The sequence below is a fragment of the Latilactobacillus sakei genome, assembly GCA_002953655.1.
Lineage (GTDB): Bacteria > Bacillota > Bacilli > Lactobacillales > Lactobacillaceae > Latilactobacillus > Latilactobacillus sakei_A.
In genome coordinates, this window is record CP025839.1 from 498,212 (window position 1) to 518,884 (window position 20,673).

Genomic DNA, 20,673 nt, shown 5'->3' on the forward strand with positions numbered 1-20,673 from the left:
GAGTTGGATCAATGAATAAAGTAGCCATTATTGGCATTGGTCACGTTGGGAGTACGGTGGCCTATACGCTCGTTTCCCGGCGCATTTGTAGTGAGTTAGTTTTATTTGATCAAAAGCCAAAATTAGCAGAAGCAGAACGAAATGATTTAGAAGCCGGTCAAGTTGATCACACAGGTTTTGTTAAGATTACAGCTAATGATGAAAGTCAATTAGCAACTTGCGACCTAGTGATTTTCTCGGCAGGCGACATTAGTATCCTCGAACATAGTGATGATCGGTTTGATGAATTAACTTATACGAAAACAGCCGTCGCAGAGTGGGCCCCTAAATTAAAGGCGGCTAATTTCAAAGGAATCTTATTGAACATTACTAATCCATGCGATGTGATTACCCAATATTTACAAGCTTTAACTGGCTTTCCTAAGGAACGCGTTTTAGGGACGGGGACAACTTTGGATACGGCGCGCATGCAAGTTGCAGTCGGCCATTATTTGAACGTTGCGCCTAATAGTGTCCAAGGGTATGTATTAGGTGAACATGGTAATTCACAATTTGTCGCTTGGTCTGGGGTGCATGTTGGTGGGCAACCACTAGCAGCACAATTATCGCCAGAACAATTGGCACAATTTGAAGTCGATGCTCGCCAAGGTGCTTGGGAAATTCTCAGTGGCAAGGGTTATACGTCTTATGGGATTGCTAATCAAGCAGCGCACTGTGCCGCAGCTATTTTACAAAATACACGGCAAGTCTTACCCGTTTCTAACTTTGATGACACTGTCCAATGCTATGTTGGCCATCCAGCAATGGTTGGTGCTGCGGGTGTCTTACAGGATTATCCAAGTCAGTTAACGACAGCAGAACAACAAAAATGGCAAACATCGATTGATACGATCAAACACATGTATGCCGCTATCTAAATGAAAAGACGCCATCCAAATTAATGGATGGCGTCTTTTTTATGGTTAAAATAGTTGTCCCAAGAGGAACATCATGAGCGGTACCATCAACAAAGCCCCGATTGTTGTCTCGGTCACCAGGACAGCGGCAAAATCAGCGTCTGTATTATAAAGCCGTGCGACAACGGGGGCATTTGTCATGACGGGCATACAAGATTGCAGAATGAAGACTTGTTTCATGAGGGGTGGCATGTGACTTGGATAGACTAACGCAGTCATTAATAAAGGCGCAAAGATGAACCGACCGGCCAAGACACCTAGTTGATCTTTGCCAAAGCGAATATTTCTAAGGCCGGCGTTATAAATTGAAATCCCAATGAAGAGCATGGATAGTGGGATGGTCAGGTTGCCGAGATAAGTGAAGGACTGTGTTAAGAAACTGGGTAAGTGCCAATCCAATAAGACTAGGATAACGCCGATAATAAAACCGATTAGTGGCGCCGAGAAAACCTTCTGTAAAACAGTTTTAAGGGATAGGCCGTCCTGAACGGTACCATCTCGTTGAATTAAGTAAACACCAAGGGTCCAAAAAATAGTGGTATTAGCCATGTAATAGACTAAGACAAAGGGGAGACTGCGCTGACCAAAGAGGGCTAGGTTAATCGGTAAGCCTACAAAAACCGTATTGGAATTGAAAAACATGGATTCGAATAAGCCACGTCGATTGGCATCGACTTTAATAAGTCGTGCGACGATAATTGAAATCCCAAATAAAAGTAACATTGAGATAACTGGAAAACGGAGATTAGGGAGTAAAGTGACTAATTGATTATGTGAAAAGTCCTTAGTGATTGAAATAATCATGTACGGTGGTAGGGCAACTTGTGTCACAAGTTTAGCGATGAGCGCGGTACTTTCTTCATTAAACCAATGCCGTGCCGCCAAGGCATAACCGACCACAATCATGATAATGATAATAAAAACACCGGCACTACTATTAACTAAGGTTTGCATAATAAGCTTCTTTCTATTTGAAAATCGTTCTGCTATTAGTATAAAACGATTAGGGATGACTTAAAAGCAACTCTATTAAGGAGATATTTAAGTAATAGGCTAAATAGTTCGTGTTTTGATATTAATATCGAATAAAGGGTGGTATTTATTGGTTAAATCACGTATAATCAATAGAAATAAATCGGAATAGGGGCGAAAATATTGATTTCAACTGAAACAACATTAGCAGGCATTCATTTTGACAATTGTTTAATGAATGCAGCAGGCGTTTATTGTTATGATGCAGATGAACTAAATCAGATTCAAAAATCTGCAGCAGGCACTTTTGTAACCAAGAGTGCCACCGTGGTCCCAAGGGCGGGTAATCCGGAACCACGCTATTTATCAACACCGTGGGGGAGCATTAACTCGATGGGTCTCCCTAATAAGGGCTTACCTTATTATCTCGATTACATTTCTCAACAACAAGCCCTTTTTCCTGAGAAACGATATTTTCAATCAATTACTGGTTTCAATATCTCTGAGGACGAAACGCTATTGAAGCAAATCACAGATTCTGATTTTAATGGTTTAGTGGAATTGAATCTTTCTTGCCCTAATGTGCCAGGGAAACCACAAACGGGTTATGATTTTGAAACGGTTGAACAAATTTTAACGCGGGTCTTTGAAGTGTATGACGGACCGTTAGGCGTCAAATTACCCCCTTATTTTGATATTGTTCATTTTGATCAGATGGCGGCTATTTTAAACCAATTTCCCTTGGCATTCATTAATTCTGTCAATAGTATCGGTAATGGGCTCACGATTGATGCTGCCACCGAACGGGTTAGCATTAAACCCAAGCATGGTTTTGGTGGGATTGGTGGCGACTATATTAAACCGACAGCGCTCGCGAATGTCCATGCCTTTTATCAACGATTGAAACCTGAGATTCAAATTATCGGGACGGGCGGCGTCAAGTCTGGACAAGATGTTTTTGAACATCTATTATGTGGTGCTAGTATGGTTCAAGTCGGAACTGCACTTTATAAAGAAGGCCCACAGATCTTTGCCCGCTTAACAGCAGAATTACAAACAATCATGCAACAAAAAGGGTATAATAAAATAGCCGATTTTAAGGGCAAGTTAAAATATTTAGATTAAAGAGAGTGATTAACAAAATGCAATATAAATATTTATTTTTCGACATGGATAATACCTTATTTGACTTCGATGCGGATGAAGATCAAGCATTAGAACGGCTATTTAACGCCCAAGATATTGACTTAACGAGTGATATTAAAGCAACTTATCAAACTTTCAATCAAGGGTTATGGCGCCAATATGAACAAGGCGAATTAACCCGGGAAATATTATTGAATACCCGCTTTGCGACTTTTTTCAAAAAGCAGTTTAATAAAGTGGTCGACGGTCAACAGTTATCAAGTCAATACTTAGATAATTTGGCTTTAGGCCACGATTTAATGCCACAATCCGAAGAATTATTGCGTGGTTTGCAAGCGCAACACGCGAAGTTATATATCACAACGAACGGTGTGGCGCGCACACAGTACCAACGCCTGCAAGATTCGGGGTTAGCGCATTATTTCGATGCCATTTTTGTATCGGAAGAATTAGGTTATCAAAAACCGGACCCAGCTTATTTTCAAACTGTTTTCCAGAAATTAGAAACTGTTACAATGACTCAGTCATTAATTGTAGGTGATTCACTGACTTCTGACGTTCAGGGAGGGCAAAATGTGGGGGTGGCAACAGCTTGGTACAATCCAACAGGTCAAATTAATCATGATCAGGCCTTACAGCCAACACATGAAATTAAACAATTAACAGAATTATTGACGCTTTAAGCGTGACAATCAAAGCGCCAACCGTTAGAGTGCGTTAAAAGATGGAGTGACAAGAGATGAAAAAACAACGTTATTTTAGGATTAGTTTAGGCTGGCGGATTTTAATCGGCATCGCACTTGGCTTAGTTGCCGGTGGGATTTTCTACCAAAACAAAGCTGCAATTGCGGTGATGCAAGCGATAGGAACGTTGTTTATTAATTTAATTAAGATGATTGTATTGCCAATCGTTGTTTCTTGTTTGGTAGTAGGCATCGCCAAAATGGGCGATATCAAAAAGTTGGGTCGAATTGGCGGCAAGACACTTTTATATTTTGAAATGATGACCACCATTGCCATTGCATTGGGGTTGACCGTCGGTAATTTGACAAAGCCAGGGGCCTTAATCGATATTCATAGTTTGAGTCAAGGTTCAATTGGCCAATATACAGCGGCTGCTGAGTCAGCTAGCAATCATGGCTTGGGCGATATTATTATGAATATTGTGCCCACGAATATTTTCAAAGCCCTTAGTGAAGGGGAAATGATTCCAATCATCTTCTTTACGGTCTTGTTTGGCCTAGGGCTTGCAACATTTGGCAAACGTAGTGAATCGCTGATTAACGCTTTTGAAATGATTTCAGAAGTGATGTTTAAATTGACTAACTGGATTATGCAATTAGCGCCAATCGGGGTTTTTGCCCTAATCGGTGTGACGATTGCCCAATTTGGGTTTGATGCATTGAAGCCATTGGTTTATTTCCTAGTGATTTGTTACTTAACGATGATTTTCTTCGTTGTGGTTGTGGCGGGGCTAGTGGCGCAAATTTGGCACATTAATATCTTAGAACTGTTGAAAGTCTTTAAAGAAGAATTAGTGCTATCCTTTTCAACTGCCAGTTCGGAAGCTGCGTTACCTAAAGTAATGGAAAAAATTCAAGATTACGGGGTTAGTCAGGGAATTGCTTCTTTTGTCATTCCTACAGGTTATACGTTTAACCTTGATGGATCCGCAATCTATCAATCATTAGCGGCGCTCTTTTTAGCGCAAGCTTATCATATTCACCTTAGTTTAATGCAACAATTAACGCTCTTAGTGGTCTTGATGATCACCTCTAAAGGGATGGCCGGGGTGCCAGGGGCTTCATTTGTGGTATTACTTGCAACGATTACGACCATTGGGGTGCCAGCTGCTGGTGTGGCATTCATTGCGGGGATTGATCGCTTAGTCGACATGGGGCGAACAGCAGTTAATGTCATGGGTAATTCATTAGCAGCCGTGATTATTGCTAAATCTGAAGATGAATTCGATGAAGCAAAACGAACGAAATACTTAGCGCAATTAGGCGCTAAAAAATAGTAAGACTAAATAGTAGTCAGCCGATAAAAAAAGGACTAGGATGAGAATTGTCTCCTAGTCCTTTTTACTGTCTCAGGGTATAGACCGGTCTGGCAATGATTTAAATTAATGTGACATCTTCAAATCAGCTACCTTGAAATGTTGTCGTCGTTAAATACTAGAGAGCAATGTATATTTATGAAAACGGATAACGACGGCATTATCTAGACCAATTTCATAGATAACGTAAAAATGATTAGACAGATTAGAGATTTGTGGTAAAATAAACGAGTAAAGCGTTTTAAAAAGAAAAACGTTTTGGTGTGATAATAGATTGATAGGGATTAATGCCATAATATTTCATTATAATTGTTAGCGTTTTTATCAGTGTGTTATTACAACTATTTTATAAGGAGGTTTTTGTGAATGGTTGGAATCGTTATTGCAAGTCACGGGGAGTTTGCTAAAGGTATCATGCAATCTGGTTCAATGATTTTCGGCGAACAAGAAAAAGTACAAGCTGTTACTTTTATGCCTAATGAAGGACCAGATGATTTGAAAGCGCATTTAGAAGCTGCCGTTGCAACGTTTGACGCAGATGATGACGTCTTGTTCTTAGTCGATCTTTGGGGAGGTTCACCATTTAATCAAGCAAATGGCTTGTTCGAAGCTCACAAAGATAAATGGGCAATCGTTACTGGTTTGAACTTACCAATGTTGATTGAGGCATACGCATCACGTTTATCTATGACATCTGCTCATGAAATCGCAGCACATATTATTGATGAGGCTAAGGCGGGTGTTCGGGTTAAACCTGAAGACTTAGAACCAAAAGAAGCACCAAAGGCAGAAGCAAAACAAGCTGCTAATACAGGGACTCCTGGTAAGTTCAAATATGTCTTGGCACGTATTGATTCACGTCTATTACATGGTCAAGTGGCAACCACTTGGTCTAAGACAACTAACCCAACACGGATTATTGTTGTTTCAGACAACGTTGCTAAAGATGAATTACGGACAAACTTAATTAAACAAGCGGCTCCTGGTGGCATTAAAGCGCATGTGGTGCCAATCGATCAAATGATCAAGTTGGCAAAAGATGATCAACACTTCGGTAAGGAACGTGCCTTATTATTATTCGAATCACCACAAGATGCACTTAGAGCCGTTGAAGGTGGCGTACCATTAGAAACAATTAATGTTGGTTCAATGGCGCACTCAACTGGTAAAGTTCAACCTAATACTGTTTTGGCCTTTGACCAAGATGATATCGATACATTTGAAAAACTAAAGGCAAAAGGCATCAAGTTTGATGTTCGCAAAGTGCCAAGTGATTCAAACGGTAATATGGATAGCATCCTTAAAAAAGCACAATCAGAATTAGACAAACAAAACAATAAATAATTAATTATCAGAAGAAAACGGAGGATTAATAATCATGGATTTGAATTTCATTCAAGTGATTTTGGTCATTTTTATCGCATTTCTAGCTGGTGTGGAAGGTATCTTAGATCAATTCCATTTCCATCAGCCAGTCATTGCTTGTACATTAATCGGCCTAGTAACCGGTAACTTATTACCATGTCTTATCTTAGGCGGGACATTACAAATGATCGCCTTAGGTTGGGCTAACGTTGGGGCCGCTGTTGCACCCGATGCTGCTTTAGCATCAATCGCATCTGCAATTATTTTAGTACTTGGTGGTCAAGGTAAAGCCGGCGTTACATCAGCTATCGCTATCGCTGTGCCGCTTGCCGTAGCTGGTTTATTATTAACAATCATCGTACGGACATTAGCAACAGGTATCGTGCACATCATGGATGCTGCTGCTAAAGAAGGTAACTTCCGTAAGATCGAAATGTGGCAATACATCGCGATTATCATGCAAGGTTTACGGATCGCTATCCCTGCAGGCTTAATCTTAGCAATCGGTGCTGGTCCTGTTAAAGAAATGTTGACAGCAATGCCAGTATGGTTAACAGATGGTTTAGCAATCGGTGGTGGGATGGTTGTTGCTGTTGGTTACGCAATGGTTATCAACATGATGGCAACTAAAGAAGTATGGCCATTCTTCGCAATTGGTTTCGTACTTGCAACTATCTCTCAATTGACACTTATCGGACTTGGCGCAATCGGTATTTCACTTGCTCTTATCTACTTAGCCCTTTCAAAACAAGGCTCAGGTAATAACGGCGGTGGCTCAAATACTGGTGATCCGCTAGGCGATATCATTGACAACTACTAAGAAGGAGGCTGACAAAAAATGGCAGAACAACTAAAATTAACAAAAAAAGACCGTATCTCTGTTTGGTTACGTTCAACTTTCCTTCAAGGTTCTTGGAATTATGAACGTATGCAAAATGGTGGTTGGGCTTACTCATTAATCCCAGCGCTTAAGAAATTATATAAAACTAAAGAAGAACGTTCAGCTGCGTTAGTACGTCACATGGAATTCTTTAATACGCATCCATACGTTGCTTCACCAATCATCGGGGTTACTTTAGCCCTTGAAGAAGAACGTGCTAATGGGGCCCCAATTGACGATGTTACAATCCAAGGGGTTAAAGTTGGTATGATGGGACCTTTAGCTGGTATCGGCGATCCCGTTTTCTGGTTTACTGTTAAACCAATTATCGGTGCTTTAGCTGCTTCACTTGCTATGAGTGGTAACATTCTTGGCCCAATCATTTACTTTATCGCATGGAATGCTATCCGTATGTCATTCATGTGGTACACACAAGAATTCGGCTATCGTGCTGGTTCTAAGATTACTGAAGATTTATCTGGTGGTATTTTACAAGATATTACTAAGGGTGCTTCAATCCTTGGGATGTTCATCTTGGGATCACTGGTTAATAGATGGGTATCAGTCAAGTTCACACCGACTGTTTCATCTGTTAAATTAGATAAAGGTGCTTTCATCGACTGGGATAAATTACCAAGTGGTGCTAAAGGTATTCAATCGGCTTTACAACAACAAGCACAAGGTTTGTCATTAACAGACCATAAAGTAACAACTTTACAAGATAACTTAGATAGCTTGATTCCTGGTTTAGCTGCATTAGGTTTAACATTATTCTGTATGTGGTTACTTAAGAAAAAGGTATCACCAATCGTTATTATTCTTGGCTTATTCGTAGTCGGAATTGTCTTCCATCTATTACACTTAATGTAAAAGAGTGCGTAAGCAGGCGTTTATATTTTGAGGATTAACTGGATTTGACGAATTGGGGCTGAAAGCACCGATTTGACAAATTTGCTTAACCGTAGAAATATACCTACTGAAGCACGTTTAAAAAAGAGTGCGTCACTAACGGGGTGCTTTTGAGCACTAGCTTAGTGTTGTGAATAACCGGAAAAAGCAGTTAGTGAAAGCACGTTTCAAAAACAAAGGAAGGGCTAGGGCAAATTTACTTTGTCCTAGCCCTTCCTTTTTATAAAAGCGTATAATGAAAGTAAGTTCTTGGGAAATGGAGTCGATACAATGGTTCAATCAATCAATACAAAAGTCGAATTAGTCATCAATGCGACCTCTTTTACGGCCTTATCAGATTACGGCAAAATTATGATTGGCGATAAGGGTTTTGAATTTTTTAATGATCGCGATGCCCGCCAGTTTATTCAAATTCCGTGGGAAGAAGTCGATTATGTGATTGCGTCGGTTATGTTCAAAGGTAAATGGATTCCGCGGTATGCAATTCAAACTAAGAAAAATGGAACTTATACTTTTGCTTCAAAGGAGCCTAAGAAAGTGTTACGGGCTATTAGAGAACACGTACCGGCTGAAAGATTAGTACAATCGCTCGGCGTGTGGGATGTGATTAAGCGCGTTTTTAAACGTCAATCAAAATAAAGCATTATTAAGAATAGACCTTGGTTGAATGATGATTCAGCTAGGGTCTATTTGTTTGTCAACGATTGTAAAATTGCGACTCCTTCTAGGGCGTGCTAAAATACCATATAAGATTAATTTAATGAACATACAAGCAAAATAGAAGAGGGGATTCAAATGGGATTTGACAAAGCAATTATCGCGTTAAAAGCAGGCAAAAAAGTAGTACGAACAGGTTGGGGTGGCCCCGAATTATTTATTGTTCAAGTTAGTGGTGATACGTATCAAGGAGCAGCAATCAGTCCATATTTACTGATTAAAACAACGGAAGAACCAGCTTATTCAATGTTCCAACCAACTTCTTGTGACGTATTAGCCGAAGATTGGCAGTTAGTTGACTAATGGGGCATTTTACAGATTTAAAACAAAAGACGGTTTTAGTCACCGGGGCGGCTTCCGGGATTGGCCAAGCACAGATGCTGGCCTTTTTGGCGGAAGGGGCAACTGTCGTCGCATTAGATAAAGTGCCCATTGCAAAGGCGGCAGACGGTTTAAAAACGGTTCAAGTCGATGTTCGAGACGCTCCCCAATTAACGGCGACGTTACAAAACTTGTTAGCGACAGGGCACTCATTTGATATTGTCTGCAATACAGCCGGCATATTGGACCAATACGCACCAACGCTTGAAACAAGTGCAGCTGATTGGGATAACCTGATGGCAGTTAATTTAAAAAGCCAATTTTTAGTGACTAATGCAATTTTACCCAGTATGTTGGCCCGCCATAAAGGCGTTTTTGTCAACATGGCTTCAATTGCCGGGTTAGTGGCTGGTGGTGGCGGTGCGGCCTACACGGCTTCTAAGCATGCGATTATCGGTTATACGAAGCAACTGGATTACGATTACGCGAGTCAAGGCATTCGGGCGAATTGTATCGCACCAGGGGCGATAGAAACCCCGATGAACGCTGCCGATTTTACGGGCGCAGGTGAAATGGCCAAGGAAGTGGCGCGTCAAACGCCAGCTGGTCGCTGGGCACAACCGTCAGAGGTTGCCCAGTTAAGTTTGTATTTAGCAAGTCAAGCATCTGATTACATCCACGGGACGGTGGTGCCAATCGACGGTGGTTGGCTTGAAAAATAGTAACATTCAGATCTTAACAGGTAAAAAACGCTTGTAGGACATGCTTTAATGGCATAGAGGAGAGAAAAAAGTTATGCAACAGATTATATTATTATTGGCAGTGGGGATTTTAGCTGGTATTTTAGGTGCGATTCTTGGCATTGGTGGCGGCATTATCCTGACCCCCGTGTTAACACTTGCAATTGGCCTAGATATCAAGTATGCAATCGGGGCTAGCATTGTCGCCGTGATTGCCACTAGTTCAGGCGCCACAATTGCTTATTTAAAAGACGATATGCTGAATTTGCGAGTGGCGATGTTTCTTGAAATTGCGACAACCGTCGGAGCAATTATCGGGGCCTTATTAACCGGTGTTGTCCCGACCGGCTTTTTATTCGTTTTATTTGGGAGTTTTTTATTGTTCTCGACTTACAATATGATTCAAAAACTGCGTGGTAAAAAGGCCGAAGAACATGTTGGCGCAGCAAATGATCAGTGGGCTGAGAAATTAAATTTAAATGGTACTTATTACGATAAGGCCAACCAAAAGCAAGTTGATTATCAGGTTGAAAAAGTACCTGGTGGCTTTGCGATGATGTTTGGTGCGGGGATTGCTTCTGGCCTATTAGGGATTGGTAGTGGGGTGTTTAAAGTAACCGCGATGGATACGATTATGAAGATGCCGCTAAAACCTTCCAGTGCTACAAGTAATTTAATGATGGGTGTGACGGCAGCAGCTTCAGCCACGGTTTATTTCTTTAGTGGCGCGATTCTACCAGAAATTGCTGCCCCGTTAGCCCTAGGAATTTTAGCGGGCGCAACAGTTGGTTCAAGAGTGATGCAACATTTGCAACCGAAGTTTATTCGGATGATTTTTATCCCAATTTTGCTTTATATGGGACTGCAAATGGTGCTTAAAGGATTCGGGGTGCACATCTAATGACAGATCGTAAAAAAGAAATGGCGCAAATTGAATTAGTAATTGGTAAAATCTTACGAGTGGGTGTTTTAGTCTCAGCGACTGTCCTCATTATCGGGATGCTTCTATTTTTAATGCATGGTGGAACCGGCTATGGTGAACACCAATTTCCTACAACTTTTACAATGATTTTCCAAGGGATGGCTGAATTAAAAGCTGGGGCGGTTATTATGTTTGGCTTATTCTGTTTGATTTTAACCCCTGTTTTACGAGTGGTGGTTTCAATCTATGCTTTTGCTAAAGAAGGGGACTATCTGTATGTTTGGATCACGGTCATCGTTTTAGTGATTTTAATCATTGGGATGACGATTGGGTTTATCAAATAAAGAGTGTGTTTCAGGCGCTTATCTTCTGAGGCTTAACAAAGAGTGACGAATGATTGCAACAAGCAAGCAGGCGGCATTCAAAGTTAACCGGAGGAAGATGCCTGAAAAAACACGTTTACACCATAAAAAGCCCAGGACAAGAATTACTTTTGTCCTGGGCTTTACTTGGTTATTGATCTTCTAATCCTAAGATCCGTTTTTTCTTTTCTTCGAATTCATCATCGGTCATTAGGCCGTCTTCTTTCATCTTGAGATAAGCCATAATTAGTTCGCCTTTTTTGACGAAACTTAAGTCTTCTTCGGCCGGTTTCTCGATGTAATCGTTCATTAGTTGATAGAGCTTTTGCAATTCATCGTTATCAGTAGCTTCAAAGCTGATAATGATTTTTTCAAGGGCGTGGTTCGGCTTTTGATAGAGAATTTGGAGATGGCCTTGGCGATAAGTGGCTTCAAAAAAACGAACGGATTTTAATTTTTTAAAGGCAATCTCACGATCGTCTTTGTCATTTTTCTTTAAGAGTCCTGGGTAGTGAAGTGTGAGAATTTGATCATCATAAGTGATTTCAAGTTTGCGTGGCTTCTTAATGCGATAAGTCTGCATATGACTGCTCCTTTTAATAAAACTTAAGTAAAAGCAAGGACGTTCTTAAGATACAACGTCTAAACTTACCCCTATCATAGTAGATAATGGGCGTAAATAGCAAGTATTGCCTTTTGTTAAAAAAATGAGGTGGTTAGGATGCAATTTTTCACTGGTGTGCGCAATGGCTTATTACTCGCATTACCCATCTGGGGCGTGTTAATCTTAATGGTAAGCTACTGGTTATACTAAAAGACACCGCGATGACCGGGCGGTTGTTTAGGATGTCTTTTTTAGATAATTCAGTCTTTTTTAGGTCTTAAGTCGGTTTTTATGCTAGTATGAATAGATTACAATTAAGAACATTGATTGCATATGATTTAATTAATTACTATAATAGTATCAAATGTCCAAAGATAAGGAGGAGGAAACCAATTGAATATTGGGATATTTACGGACACCTACTTTCCACAAGTTAGCGGTGTGGCAACCTCCATTAAAACTTTAAAAGAGGGGCTCGAGAAGAAGGGGCACTCTGTTTACATATTTACAACAACTGATCCCCATGTTGATAAAGAAACGATTGAACCGAACATTTTCCGCTTTGCCAGTGTACCGTTTGTGTCATTTACGGATCGCCGGATTGCTGTTCGGGGCCTTTTTCATGCCTATCAGGTTGCTAAAGAATTAGATTTAGACATCGTGCATACCCAAACTGAATTTTCGATGGGGTATATCGGCAAGTTTGTCGCTAAGAATTTGAAAATTCCCTGTCTGCACACGTATCACACGATGTACGAAGATTATTTACATTACGTCTTAAACGGGAAGCTTTTGCGTCCTTATCATGTTAAACAGATGAGTAAGGCCTTTTTATACCACATGTCGGGGATTGTCGCACCGTCTGAACGGGTTTCTCAAACGTTGAATCGGTACCAAGTCAAAGCGCCGATTCGGATTATTCCAACCGGGGTTGACATTAGTCGGTACGAAAAACAAGTAACGTTAGATGTGCGGAAGTCCTTAGGCTTAACAAAGGAACAACCCGTCTTACTATCGTTAAGTCGAGTGGCTTACGAAAAACGGATCGATATTATTATCGATGCACTGCCACGTTTGGTCGCACAAAAGCCAGATTTAATGTTGGTGATTGTGGGCGAAGGGCCAGCGCGTGAGGATTTGGAAGCGCAAGTGGCTAAATTAGGGATGAGCGAACACGTTATTTTTACCGGCATGATTGATAACGATGAGGTTTCTAATTATTATCACATGGCGGATTTATTCGTTTCAGCGAGTGATTCTGAATCACAAGGGCTGACGTATATTGAAGCCATGGCGGCTGAAGTCAAAATTGTCGTGATGGCTAGCCCTTACGCCAGTGAATTATTGACGGATCCGTCGATTGGCACGACTTTTACAACTGAAGATGAAATGCTGCACCAAATCTTGAATTACTTGAATCATCCGGGGGCCTTTGATGATCCGGCACCCCGGCAAAATAAGTTGCATGCAATATCGGCAGACTACTTTGCTGAACAGATGATCCAATTTTACAAGCAATCACAAGTGCTATACGATGAACTGAAACTAGATCAAGATGATTTATTAGAATTAGAAGATATGGATACTAAAAAATAAATGGCATAATTGAAGAAACTGTTGATTGTAATCAGCAGTTTTTTATTGGTCAATTATCATTAGAAAAAGGGTCGGTTATGAGTCGGACAAATAAAATTGTGTTTGCAGTCATGTTAGCGATTGGCTGTGGCATATTTGCTTACGAGAGTCGCACATTACAATTAAATCAATTGGTGGCAGATATTAGGCGGTTAAAAGTCGGCTGGTTACTTGTCGCACTTTCATGTATGTTAATTTCTTGGTTCTTTGAAGCATTAGTATTGCGGGTCTTTTTAAAGGGCCGGACGACGGATTTTTCATTATTTAATGCCTTGCGGATTCCATTGATTGCGCAGCTTTTTAATGCGATTACGCCATTTTCTTCGGGAGGGCAACCTGCTCAGTTGGTCGCGTTGATGCAATCACGAGTAGAAGCTGGTCAGGCGAGTTCTGTCTTATTAATGAAATTTATCGTTTATCAGTTTATGGTTTTGGTCAACTTTTTACTGAGTATGATTATTGGCTTTTCACAGGTTTCTAAGCATTTTGGGACGCTGGCGATTTTAATTAATTTCGGTTTAATCGTTCACGTCGTGGTTTTAGTCGTCTTGTTGTTGGTGATGTATTACAATAAATTTACTAAGCAATTGGTGCATTGGTTGTTAATTCCGGTCAGCTGGTTTATTTCTAAAAAACGGATGATTGAATGGCGTAGCGTACTATTAACTAAAATTGATACGTTTTATGCTGAGAGTCTGCACCTTAAAAAAGAAAAGAAGAAACTTGTCAAAGGCTGTTTACTAACTTTATGCCAACTCTTTTTCTACTATAGTGTGCCGTATTTCGTGTTATTAGCGTTGGGCAGTCCGAACGTAAACTACTTAGAAGTGATGGTCTTACACGTGATGATTGTCATGATTGTGTCGCTGTTCCCTGTACCAGGTGGTTCTGGGGGTGCAGAATATAGTTTCAAGACTTTATTTGCCACCTTTACGCTCAGTTCGAGTAAACTAGTGTTAGCCATGTTGTTATGGCGACTTTTTACTTATTATCTAGGAATGTTTATGGGGATTGGCGCTTTGGCGGTCAAACCTAAGTTAAGTGCTAAAAAATAGGAGGTTATTAACATGCAACCAACAATCGGCTTTATCGGTATCGGTGTAATGGGGAGCAGTATGGTTAAAAATCTATTGAAAGCAAATTACGCAGTCGTCGTTTACAATCGAACGAAACAAAAGGCGGATGAAGTGGTCAGCTTAGGTGCAAAATGGGCGGACACACCAGCAGCTGTTACGACCCAAAGTGATGTTGTCTTATCAATGGTTGGTTATCCACAAGATGTGGAAGCCATTTATTACGGGGATGACGGTATTTTTAGCGCGGTCACACCGGATAAAATTGTTGTCGATATGACAACCAGTACCCCAACTTTGGCCCAAAAAATTGCGGCCACAGCTAGTGAATTAGGCTTGCAAGCATTAGATGCTCCCGTTTCAGGTGGGGATATTGGTGCTCAAAACGGTACTTTAACGGTGATGGTCGGTGGTGATCAAGCCGCTTATGAACAAGTTGAGTCCGTTTTTGAAGCGGTTGGACAAACTGTGCAACGGTTTGGCGAAGCCGGTAAGGGCCAACATACCAAGATGGCCAATCAAATTATGATTGCTGGTACAATGACTGGGATGACAGAAATGTTGGTTTATGCTCAAGCAGCCGGCTTAGATTTACCAGCCGTCTTAAAAACGGTCAATGGTGGGAGCGCTCAAAATTGGAGCCTCGCAAATTATGGTCCTCGGATTCTAGCGGGCGATTATACACCTGGCTTTTTTGCAAAACATTTCTTGAAGGATTTGAAGATTGCCTTAGAGGAATCTGAGAAAATGGGTCTCAATTTACCAGCCACACGTCAAGCTAAGAAATTATACGCGAGATTAGTGAATGAAGCGGGCCTTGGCAATGATGGGACACAAGCCTTGATTAAATTATGGACAGATTCTATAAAATAATTGCATATAAACGGTGCAGTCGAGGCCTTTTTCTGATAAACTGGTAGATAGTTATTAAAGGAGGATTCGCCATGCAATCATCACAGTTAGTTGCGATTATCAAACGTCTGGTAGCAATGCAAGAAGATCAAAGCGCTGAGGTTCAAGAAAGACGTTTTGAAAAGGAAGGCGATTTAAAAGCGACTGTTAGCTATGATCCACAAGCACAAGCCTTTGAACTTGAAGACAGTAGCACACATCAACAATTCCAATTTGACAATATTGATTTAGTCGCAATGGAACTATACGATTTATTAGCAGACTAGTTAATTAACCATTGAGTATCAAATTACTTGGTGGTTTTTTTGCTACTTGGAGTGGTTAGCGCTTTATCTAACGGCTCTTGAGATTCTTAAAAATGGGTTAATATTTGAAACTGCACTCGGTTTCGTATTGATTTTTAATACTGACATGTGTAAACTAACTGTCAGATTGTCAATAGCTTTTAACGAAGCTAAATGACCTTTAACGGAGGCTATTGTATCGATGAAACAGATTGGTCATAAAATTCAGGCCGGATTAAGTACGCGCTGGGGCTTTTTCCTATTTGCGGTGGCTTTATTCTGGCTTAAAACGATTTATGCGTACCAAACAAAATTTAACTTAGGCGTCAAAGGCGGTATGCAAGCCTTCTTGATGACAATTAACCCGATTCCAACAACCTTATTGTTATTTGGGATTGCCCTATTTATGAATGGCCGTAAGTCGTACGTGACATTAATGATTATTGATTTATTAACGTCTATTTGGTTGTTCTCGAATATTCTCTATTACCGAGAATTTTCTGATTTTTTAACCTTTAACTTAATGAAAGGTTCAGGCGCGGTTTCTAATAACCTGGGGAAGAGTATTGCCGGCATTATTGAATATTCCGATTTCTTAGTTTTTGCAGATGTGCTGTTATTATTAATCTTATTGGCAACTAAAATAATTAAGATTGATCGGCGTGTTTTCATGAAACGGAATGCTTTTGCGATTACTGGGTTATCAGTTGTCTTATTCGGCGCTAACCTAGGGATTGCTGAAGCGGATCGTTCAGGGTTATTAACCCGGACTTTTGATAATAACTATATTGTCAAATATCTAGGGATGAATGCTTACACGGTTTATGATGGGGTTAAGACGACTAAGAATAACGCCATTAAGGCTAATGCTGATAGCAGTAGTATGAGCAGTGTTTTGAAGTATATGAAAGATAATCGAGTTGCACCTAATGTTGAATATACAGGGGTTGCTAAAGATAAAAACGTCTTTGTGATTCACTTGGAAAGTTTCCAACAGTTCTTGATTGACTACAAGTGGGATAATCAAGAAGTTACGCCAAACATCAATAAGCTCTATCATGATCAAAATACGTTAAGCTTTGATAATTTCTTTAATCAAGTTGGTCAAGGGAAGACCGCTGATGCTGAATTGATGCTTGAAAACTCGTTATTCGGGTTACCTGAAGGGGCCGCCATGGTCACACAGGGGACAACCAATACGTTCCAAGCAGCACCAGCCATCTTAAACCAACAAGGCTACACAACAGCTTCATTCCATGGGGATGTCCCAAGTTTTTGGAACCGGGATAATACCTACAAGTCATGGGGCTATGATTACTTCTTTAGTTCACAGTACTTCAAAGAAGGTAAGGACTATAATGTTGGTTACGGCTTGAAGGATAAGATTTTCATGCAAGATTCAGCCCGCTACATTGAACAATTACCACAACCGTTCTATGCAAAATTAATCACAGTTACGAACCATTATCCATACTTATTGGATAAGAAGAACCAATCGATTGCTAAAACCGATACTGGTGATGATACCGTTGATGGTTACGTTCAAACGGCTAAGTATTTAGACCAAGCACTAGGCGAATTTATGACTTGGTTGCAAAAGACAGGTTTGGATAAGAATAGTATGTTGGTCTTATACGGGGATCATTACGGGATTTCTGGTAATCATAAGAAGGCCGTTGCCAAGTTATTGAAAAAGGATGAATTCAATGACTTCGATAACGCTCAGTTCCAACGGGTACCATTCATGGTGCATATGCCTGGCTTAAAAGGCGGCGTTAACCATACGTATGGTGGTGAAATCGATGTCTTACCAACCTTATTGAATCTGCTAGGGGTTAAGAATAACGATACCATTCAATTCGGGTCCGATCTTCTAGCGGCTAACCGTAATCAAACCGTCGTCTTTAGAAATGGGGATTACGTGGCACCAGATTACACGAAGGTCGGTAGTACTTACTACGATACCAAGACAGGTAAGGAATTGACTAAGATGACCAAAGCGCAAAAACTCCGTGTCCTAGCGCTTAGTGAACACGTGACAAAGGAACTCTCATTGTCGGATAAAGTCATTACCGGTGATTTACTTCGTTTCTATACGCCAACAGGCTTTGAAGCAACTGATAAAACGAAGTTGAGTTACAAGGTTAGTGATGCTAAGGCACAACTAAAAGCTGATAAGACTAAAACGAGTGTTATTCAAAAGAACAATGGTAAATCGACGATGAATCTCTATCAAACAGATGCACCTGAATTGAAATAAAGGTAGTAAAGCCAGAGTGGTTAATCACTCTGGCTTTTTTGCTGTCTTTTTTCAATCATTTTACTTGTCAGCGTCGTTAAAAAAAGGTACGATTACATCAATCAATACACATGATAATGATTATCAATTAAGAAAGGAGTTTATCTGATATGAGTCAAACAATTGTGGAACAGACGCTGCGAAAGTTGAAAGCGAACAATGTACGAATTACACCGCAAAGACAGGCCGTTTTGGAATTTATGATTGGTACGCATATGCACCCAACTGCTGATGATGTTTATCAAGCGTTAGCAGGCCGGTTTCCGAATATGAGTGTTGCAACAATTTATAATAACTTGCGGTTATTTACAGAGCTAGGTGTCATAGAAGAAATGACCTATGGGGATGCCTCGAGTCATTTTGATTTTGCGCAGACTAAACATTACCATGCCATCTGTGATCGTTGTGGGAAAGTAGTTGACATTTTTTACCCAGGACTAGAAGATGTTGAAATAGTTGCCCAGAACTTAACTGGTTTTATGGTGACGGGCCACCGGATGGAAGTTCATGGTATCTGCCCAGAATGTCAGTTGGTCAATCGCTAATTAGGTGAATTTAGTGAATATTTAGAAAAAAACAAAAAAGTTGCATTTTTTACTTGACGATGGCTATAGATGTTGGTATAGTAGTCTATGTTGTCAGCGAGATAAAAGATATTCATCTGATAACAAGTGATTTATGTTAAGAACTTTGAATATTTATTCAAAAAATATTTATAAAAAGTGCTTGACAGTTCACTGTGAAAGATGATATATTAATTAAGCTGTTTCAACACAGTAGATCTTTGAAAACTGAACAAAGTTTTGATAAACCAAATGTGTAGGGTCGCCCTTTTAGGGCACAACATATTTGCGAAGTCAATTTCGCTAGCAAATAAATTAAGTAACAAAACAAGAGCTACAAACTTTTAATCGAGAGTTTGATCCTGGCTCAGGACGAACGCTGGCGGCGTGCCTAATACATGCAAGTCGAACGCACTCTCGTTTAGATTGAAGGAGCTTGCTCCTGATTGATAAACATTTGAGTGAGTGGCGGACGGGTGAGTAACACGTGGGTAACCTGCCCTAAAGTGGGGGATAACATTTGGAAACAGATGCTAATACCGCATAAAACCTAGCACCGCATGGTGCAGGGTTGAAAGATGGTTTCGGCTATCACTTTAGGATGGACCCGCGGTGCATTAGTTAGTTGGTGAGGTAAAGGCTCACCAAGACCGTGATGCATAGCCGACCTGAGAGGGTAATCGGCCACACTGGGACTGAGACACGGCCCAGACTCCTACGGGAGGCAGCAGTAGGGAATCTTCCACAATGGACGAAAGTCTGATGGAGCAACGCCGCGTGAGTGAAGAAGGTTTTCGGATCGTAAAACTCTGTTGTTGGAGAAGAATGTATCTGATAGTAACTGATCAGGTAGTGACGGTATCCAACCAGAAAGCCACGGCTAACTACGTGCCAGCAGCCGCGGTAATACGTAGGTGGCAAGCGTTGTCCGGATTTATTGGGCGTAAAGCGAGCGCAGGCGGTTTCTTAAGTCTGATGTGAAAGCCTTCGGCTCAACCGAAGAAGTGCATCGGAAACTGGGAAACTTGAGTGCAGAAGAGGACAGTGGAACTCCATGTGTAGCGGTGAAATGCGTAGATATATGGAAGAACACCAGTGGCGAAGGCGGCTGTCTGGTCTGTAACTGACGCTGAGGCTCGAAAGCATGGGTAGCAAACAGGATTAGATACCCTGGTAGTCCATGCCGTAAACGATGAGTGCTAGGTGTTGGAGGGTTTCCGCCCTTCAGTGCCGCAGCTAACGCATTAAGCACTCCGCCTGGGGAGTACGACCGCAAGGTTGAAACTCAAAGGAATTGACGGGGGCCCGCACAAGCGGTGGAGCATGTGGTTTAATTCGAAGCAACGCGAAGAACCTTACCAGGTCTTGACATCCTTTGACCACTCTAGAGATAGAGCTTTCCCTTCGGGGACAAAGTGACAGGTGGTGCATGGTTGTCGTCAGCTCGTGTCGTGAGATGTTGGGTTAAGTCCCGCAACGAGCGCAACCCTTATTACTAGTTGCCAGCATTAAGTTGGGCACTCTAGTGAGACTGCCGGTGACAAACCGGAGGAAGGTGGGGACGACGTCAAATCATCATGCCCCTTATGACCTGGGCTACACACGTGCTACAATGGATGGTACAACGAGTTGCGAGACCGCGAGGTTTAGCTAATCTCTTAAAACCATTCTCAGTTCGGATTGTAGGCTGCAACTCGCCTACATGAAGCCGGAATCGCTAGTAATCGCGGATCAGCATGCCGCGGTGAATACGTTCCCGGGCCTTGTACACACCGCCCGTCACACCATGAGAGTTTGTAACACCCAAAGCCGGTGAGGTAACCCTTCGGGGAGCCAGCCGTCTAAGGTGGGACAGATGATTAGGGTGAAGTCGTAACAAGGTAGCCGTAGGAGAACCTGCGGCTGGATCACCTCCTTTCTAAGGAATAATACGGAAAACCTTGTACATTTGCGA

Annotated in this window: 20 protein-coding genes and 1 rRNA gene; 19 read left to right on the plus strand and 2 right to left on the minus strand. The window is 41.2% G+C overall.

Features of this window, described 5'->3' with window-relative positions:
• Positions 1 to 11: 11 nt before the first annotated feature.
• Positions 12 to 917 (plus strand): L-lactate dehydrogenase, encoded by a 906-nt coding sequence (locus C0213_02360; protein ID AUX11299.1) that lies wholly within the window; start codon positions 12 to 14, stop codon positions 915 to 917.
• Between the two features lie 45 nt (positions 918 to 962).
• Here C0213_02360 and C0213_02365 read toward each other — a convergent pair whose 3' ends face one another.
• Positions 963 to 1,910 (minus strand): malate transporter, encoded by a 948-nt coding sequence (locus C0213_02365; protein AUX11300.1) that lies wholly within the window; start codon positions 1,908 to 1,910, stop codon positions 963 to 965.
• Between the two features lie 201 nt (positions 1,911 to 2,111).
• Here C0213_02365 and C0213_02370 point away from each other — a divergent pair, with 201 nt between their 5' ends.
• From C0213_02370 to C0213_02420, 11 genes are all read left to right on the plus strand, one after another.
• Positions 2,112 to 3,053, plus strand: a complete 942-nt coding sequence (locus C0213_02370; protein AUX11301.1) for a dihydroorotate oxidase — start codon at positions 2,112 to 2,114, stop codon at positions 3,051 to 3,053.
• A gap of 5 nt (positions 3,054 to 3,058) precedes the next feature.
• Positions 3,059 to 3,757: a noncanonical pyrimidine nucleotidase, YjjG family gene (locus C0213_02375; protein AUX11302.1), complete on the plus strand. Its 699-nt coding sequence runs from the start codon at positions 3,059 to 3,061 to the stop codon at positions 3,755 to 3,757.
• A 56-nt stretch (positions 3,758 to 3,813) separates the two neighbouring features.
• Positions 3,814 to 5,094 (plus strand): glutamate/aspartate:proton symporter GltP, encoded by a 1,281-nt coding sequence (locus C0213_02380; protein AUX11303.1) that lies wholly within the window; start codon positions 3,814 to 3,816, stop codon positions 5,092 to 5,094.
• A gap of 405 nt (positions 5,095 to 5,499) precedes the next feature.
• The gene (locus C0213_02385; protein AUX11304.1) at positions 5,500 to 6,477 is read left to right on the plus strand and encodes a PTS mannose transporter subunit IIAB; all 978 of its coding nucleotides are present in this window, start codon (positions 5,500 to 5,502) and stop codon (positions 6,475 to 6,477) included.
• A 34-nt stretch (positions 6,478 to 6,511) separates the two neighbouring features.
• On the plus strand, positions 6,512 to 7,318 hold the full coding sequence (locus tag C0213_02390; GenBank protein AUX11305.1) for a PTS mannose/fructose/sorbose transporter subunit IIC: 807 nt from the start codon (positions 6,512 to 6,514) through the stop codon (positions 7,316 to 7,318).
• An 18-nt stretch (positions 7,319 to 7,336) separates the two neighbouring features.
• Positions 7,337 to 8,248, plus strand: coding sequence for a PTS mannose family transporter subunit IID (locus C0213_02395; GenBank protein AUX11306.1), 912 nt, complete (start codon positions 7,337 to 7,339; stop codon positions 8,246 to 8,248).
• Positions 8,249 to 8,557: 309 nt separating this feature from the next.
• On the plus strand, positions 8,558 to 8,926 hold the full coding sequence (locus C0213_02400; GenBank protein AUX11307.1) for a DUF956 domain-containing protein: 369 nt from the start codon (positions 8,558 to 8,560) through the stop codon (positions 8,924 to 8,926).
• Positions 8,927 to 9,082: 156 nt separating this feature from the next.
• Positions 9,083 to 9,307, plus strand: a complete 225-nt coding sequence (locus C0213_02405; GenBank protein ID AUX11308.1) for a DUF2829 domain-containing protein — start codon at positions 9,083 to 9,085, stop codon at positions 9,305 to 9,307.
• Complete coding sequence (locus tag C0213_02410) at positions 9,307 to 10,047, plus strand: 3-oxoacyl-ACP reductase (protein ID AUX11309.1); 741 nt, start codon at positions 9,307 to 9,309, stop codon at positions 10,045 to 10,047. Before C0213_02405 ends, C0213_02410 begins: the two co-directional genes overlap by 1 nt.
• A 73-nt stretch (positions 10,048 to 10,120) precedes the next feature.
• Entirely contained in the window at positions 10,121 to 10,966 is an 846-nt protein-coding gene (locus C0213_02415) for a permease (GenBank protein AUX11310.1), read from the plus strand.
• Positions 10,966 to 11,331: a DUF1634 domain-containing protein gene (locus tag C0213_02420; protein ID AUX11311.1), complete on the plus strand. Its 366-nt coding sequence runs from the start codon at positions 10,966 to 10,968 to the stop codon at positions 11,329 to 11,331. The genes C0213_02415 and C0213_02420 overlap by 1 nt, the downstream gene beginning before the upstream one ends.
• 169 nt (positions 11,332 to 11,500) lie before the next feature.
• Here C0213_02420 and C0213_02425 read toward each other — a convergent pair whose 3' ends face one another.
• Positions 11,501 to 11,932 (minus strand): hypothetical protein, encoded by a 432-nt coding sequence (locus C0213_02425; GenBank protein AUX11312.1) that lies wholly within the window; start codon positions 11,930 to 11,932, stop codon positions 11,501 to 11,503.
• 414 nt (positions 11,933 to 12,346) lie between these two features.
• On the opposite strand from C0213_02425, the gene C0213_02430 reads away from it, so the two are divergent.
• The 7 genes from C0213_02430 (at position 12,347) to C0213_02460 (ending at position 20,645) form a co-directional block, all read left to right on the plus strand.
• The gene (locus C0213_02430; protein AUX11313.1) at positions 12,347 to 13,549 is read left to right on the plus strand and encodes a glycosyltransferase family 4 protein; all 1,203 of its coding nucleotides are present in this window, start codon (positions 12,347 to 12,349) and stop codon (positions 13,547 to 13,549) included.
• A gap of 77 nt (positions 13,550 to 13,626) precedes the next feature.
• Positions 13,627 to 14,643: a hypothetical protein gene (locus C0213_02435; GenBank protein ID AUX11314.1), complete on the plus strand. Its 1,017-nt coding sequence runs from the start codon at positions 13,627 to 13,629 to the stop codon at positions 14,641 to 14,643.
• A gap of 12 nt (positions 14,644 to 14,655) precedes the next feature.
• Entirely contained in the window at positions 14,656 to 15,534 is an 879-nt protein-coding gene (locus C0213_02440; protein ID AUX11315.1) for an oxidoreductase, read from the plus strand.
• A 71-nt stretch (positions 15,535 to 15,605) separates the two neighbouring features.
• Complete coding sequence (locus C0213_02445) at positions 15,606 to 15,839, plus strand: DUF1797 domain-containing protein (GenBank protein ID AUX11316.1); 234 nt, start codon at positions 15,606 to 15,608, stop codon at positions 15,837 to 15,839.
• A 220-nt stretch (positions 15,840 to 16,059) separates the two neighbouring features.
• On the plus strand, positions 16,060 to 18,117 hold the full coding sequence (locus C0213_02450; GenBank protein AUX11317.1) for a glycerol phosphate lipoteichoic acid synthase: 2,058 nt from the start codon (positions 16,060 to 16,062) through the stop codon (positions 18,115 to 18,117).
• A 149-nt stretch (positions 18,118 to 18,266) separates the two neighbouring features.
• Positions 18,267 to 18,701 carry a transcriptional repressor gene (locus C0213_02455; GenBank protein ID AUX11318.1) on the plus strand — a complete coding sequence of 145 codons (435 nt, stop codon included), beginning with the start codon at positions 18,267 to 18,269 and terminating at the stop codon, positions 18,699 to 18,701.
• Between the two features lie 366 nt (positions 18,702 to 19,067).
• Positions 19,068 to 20,645 (plus strand): 16S ribosomal RNA (locus C0213_02460).
• Positions 20,646 to 20,673 lie beyond the last annotated feature (28 nt).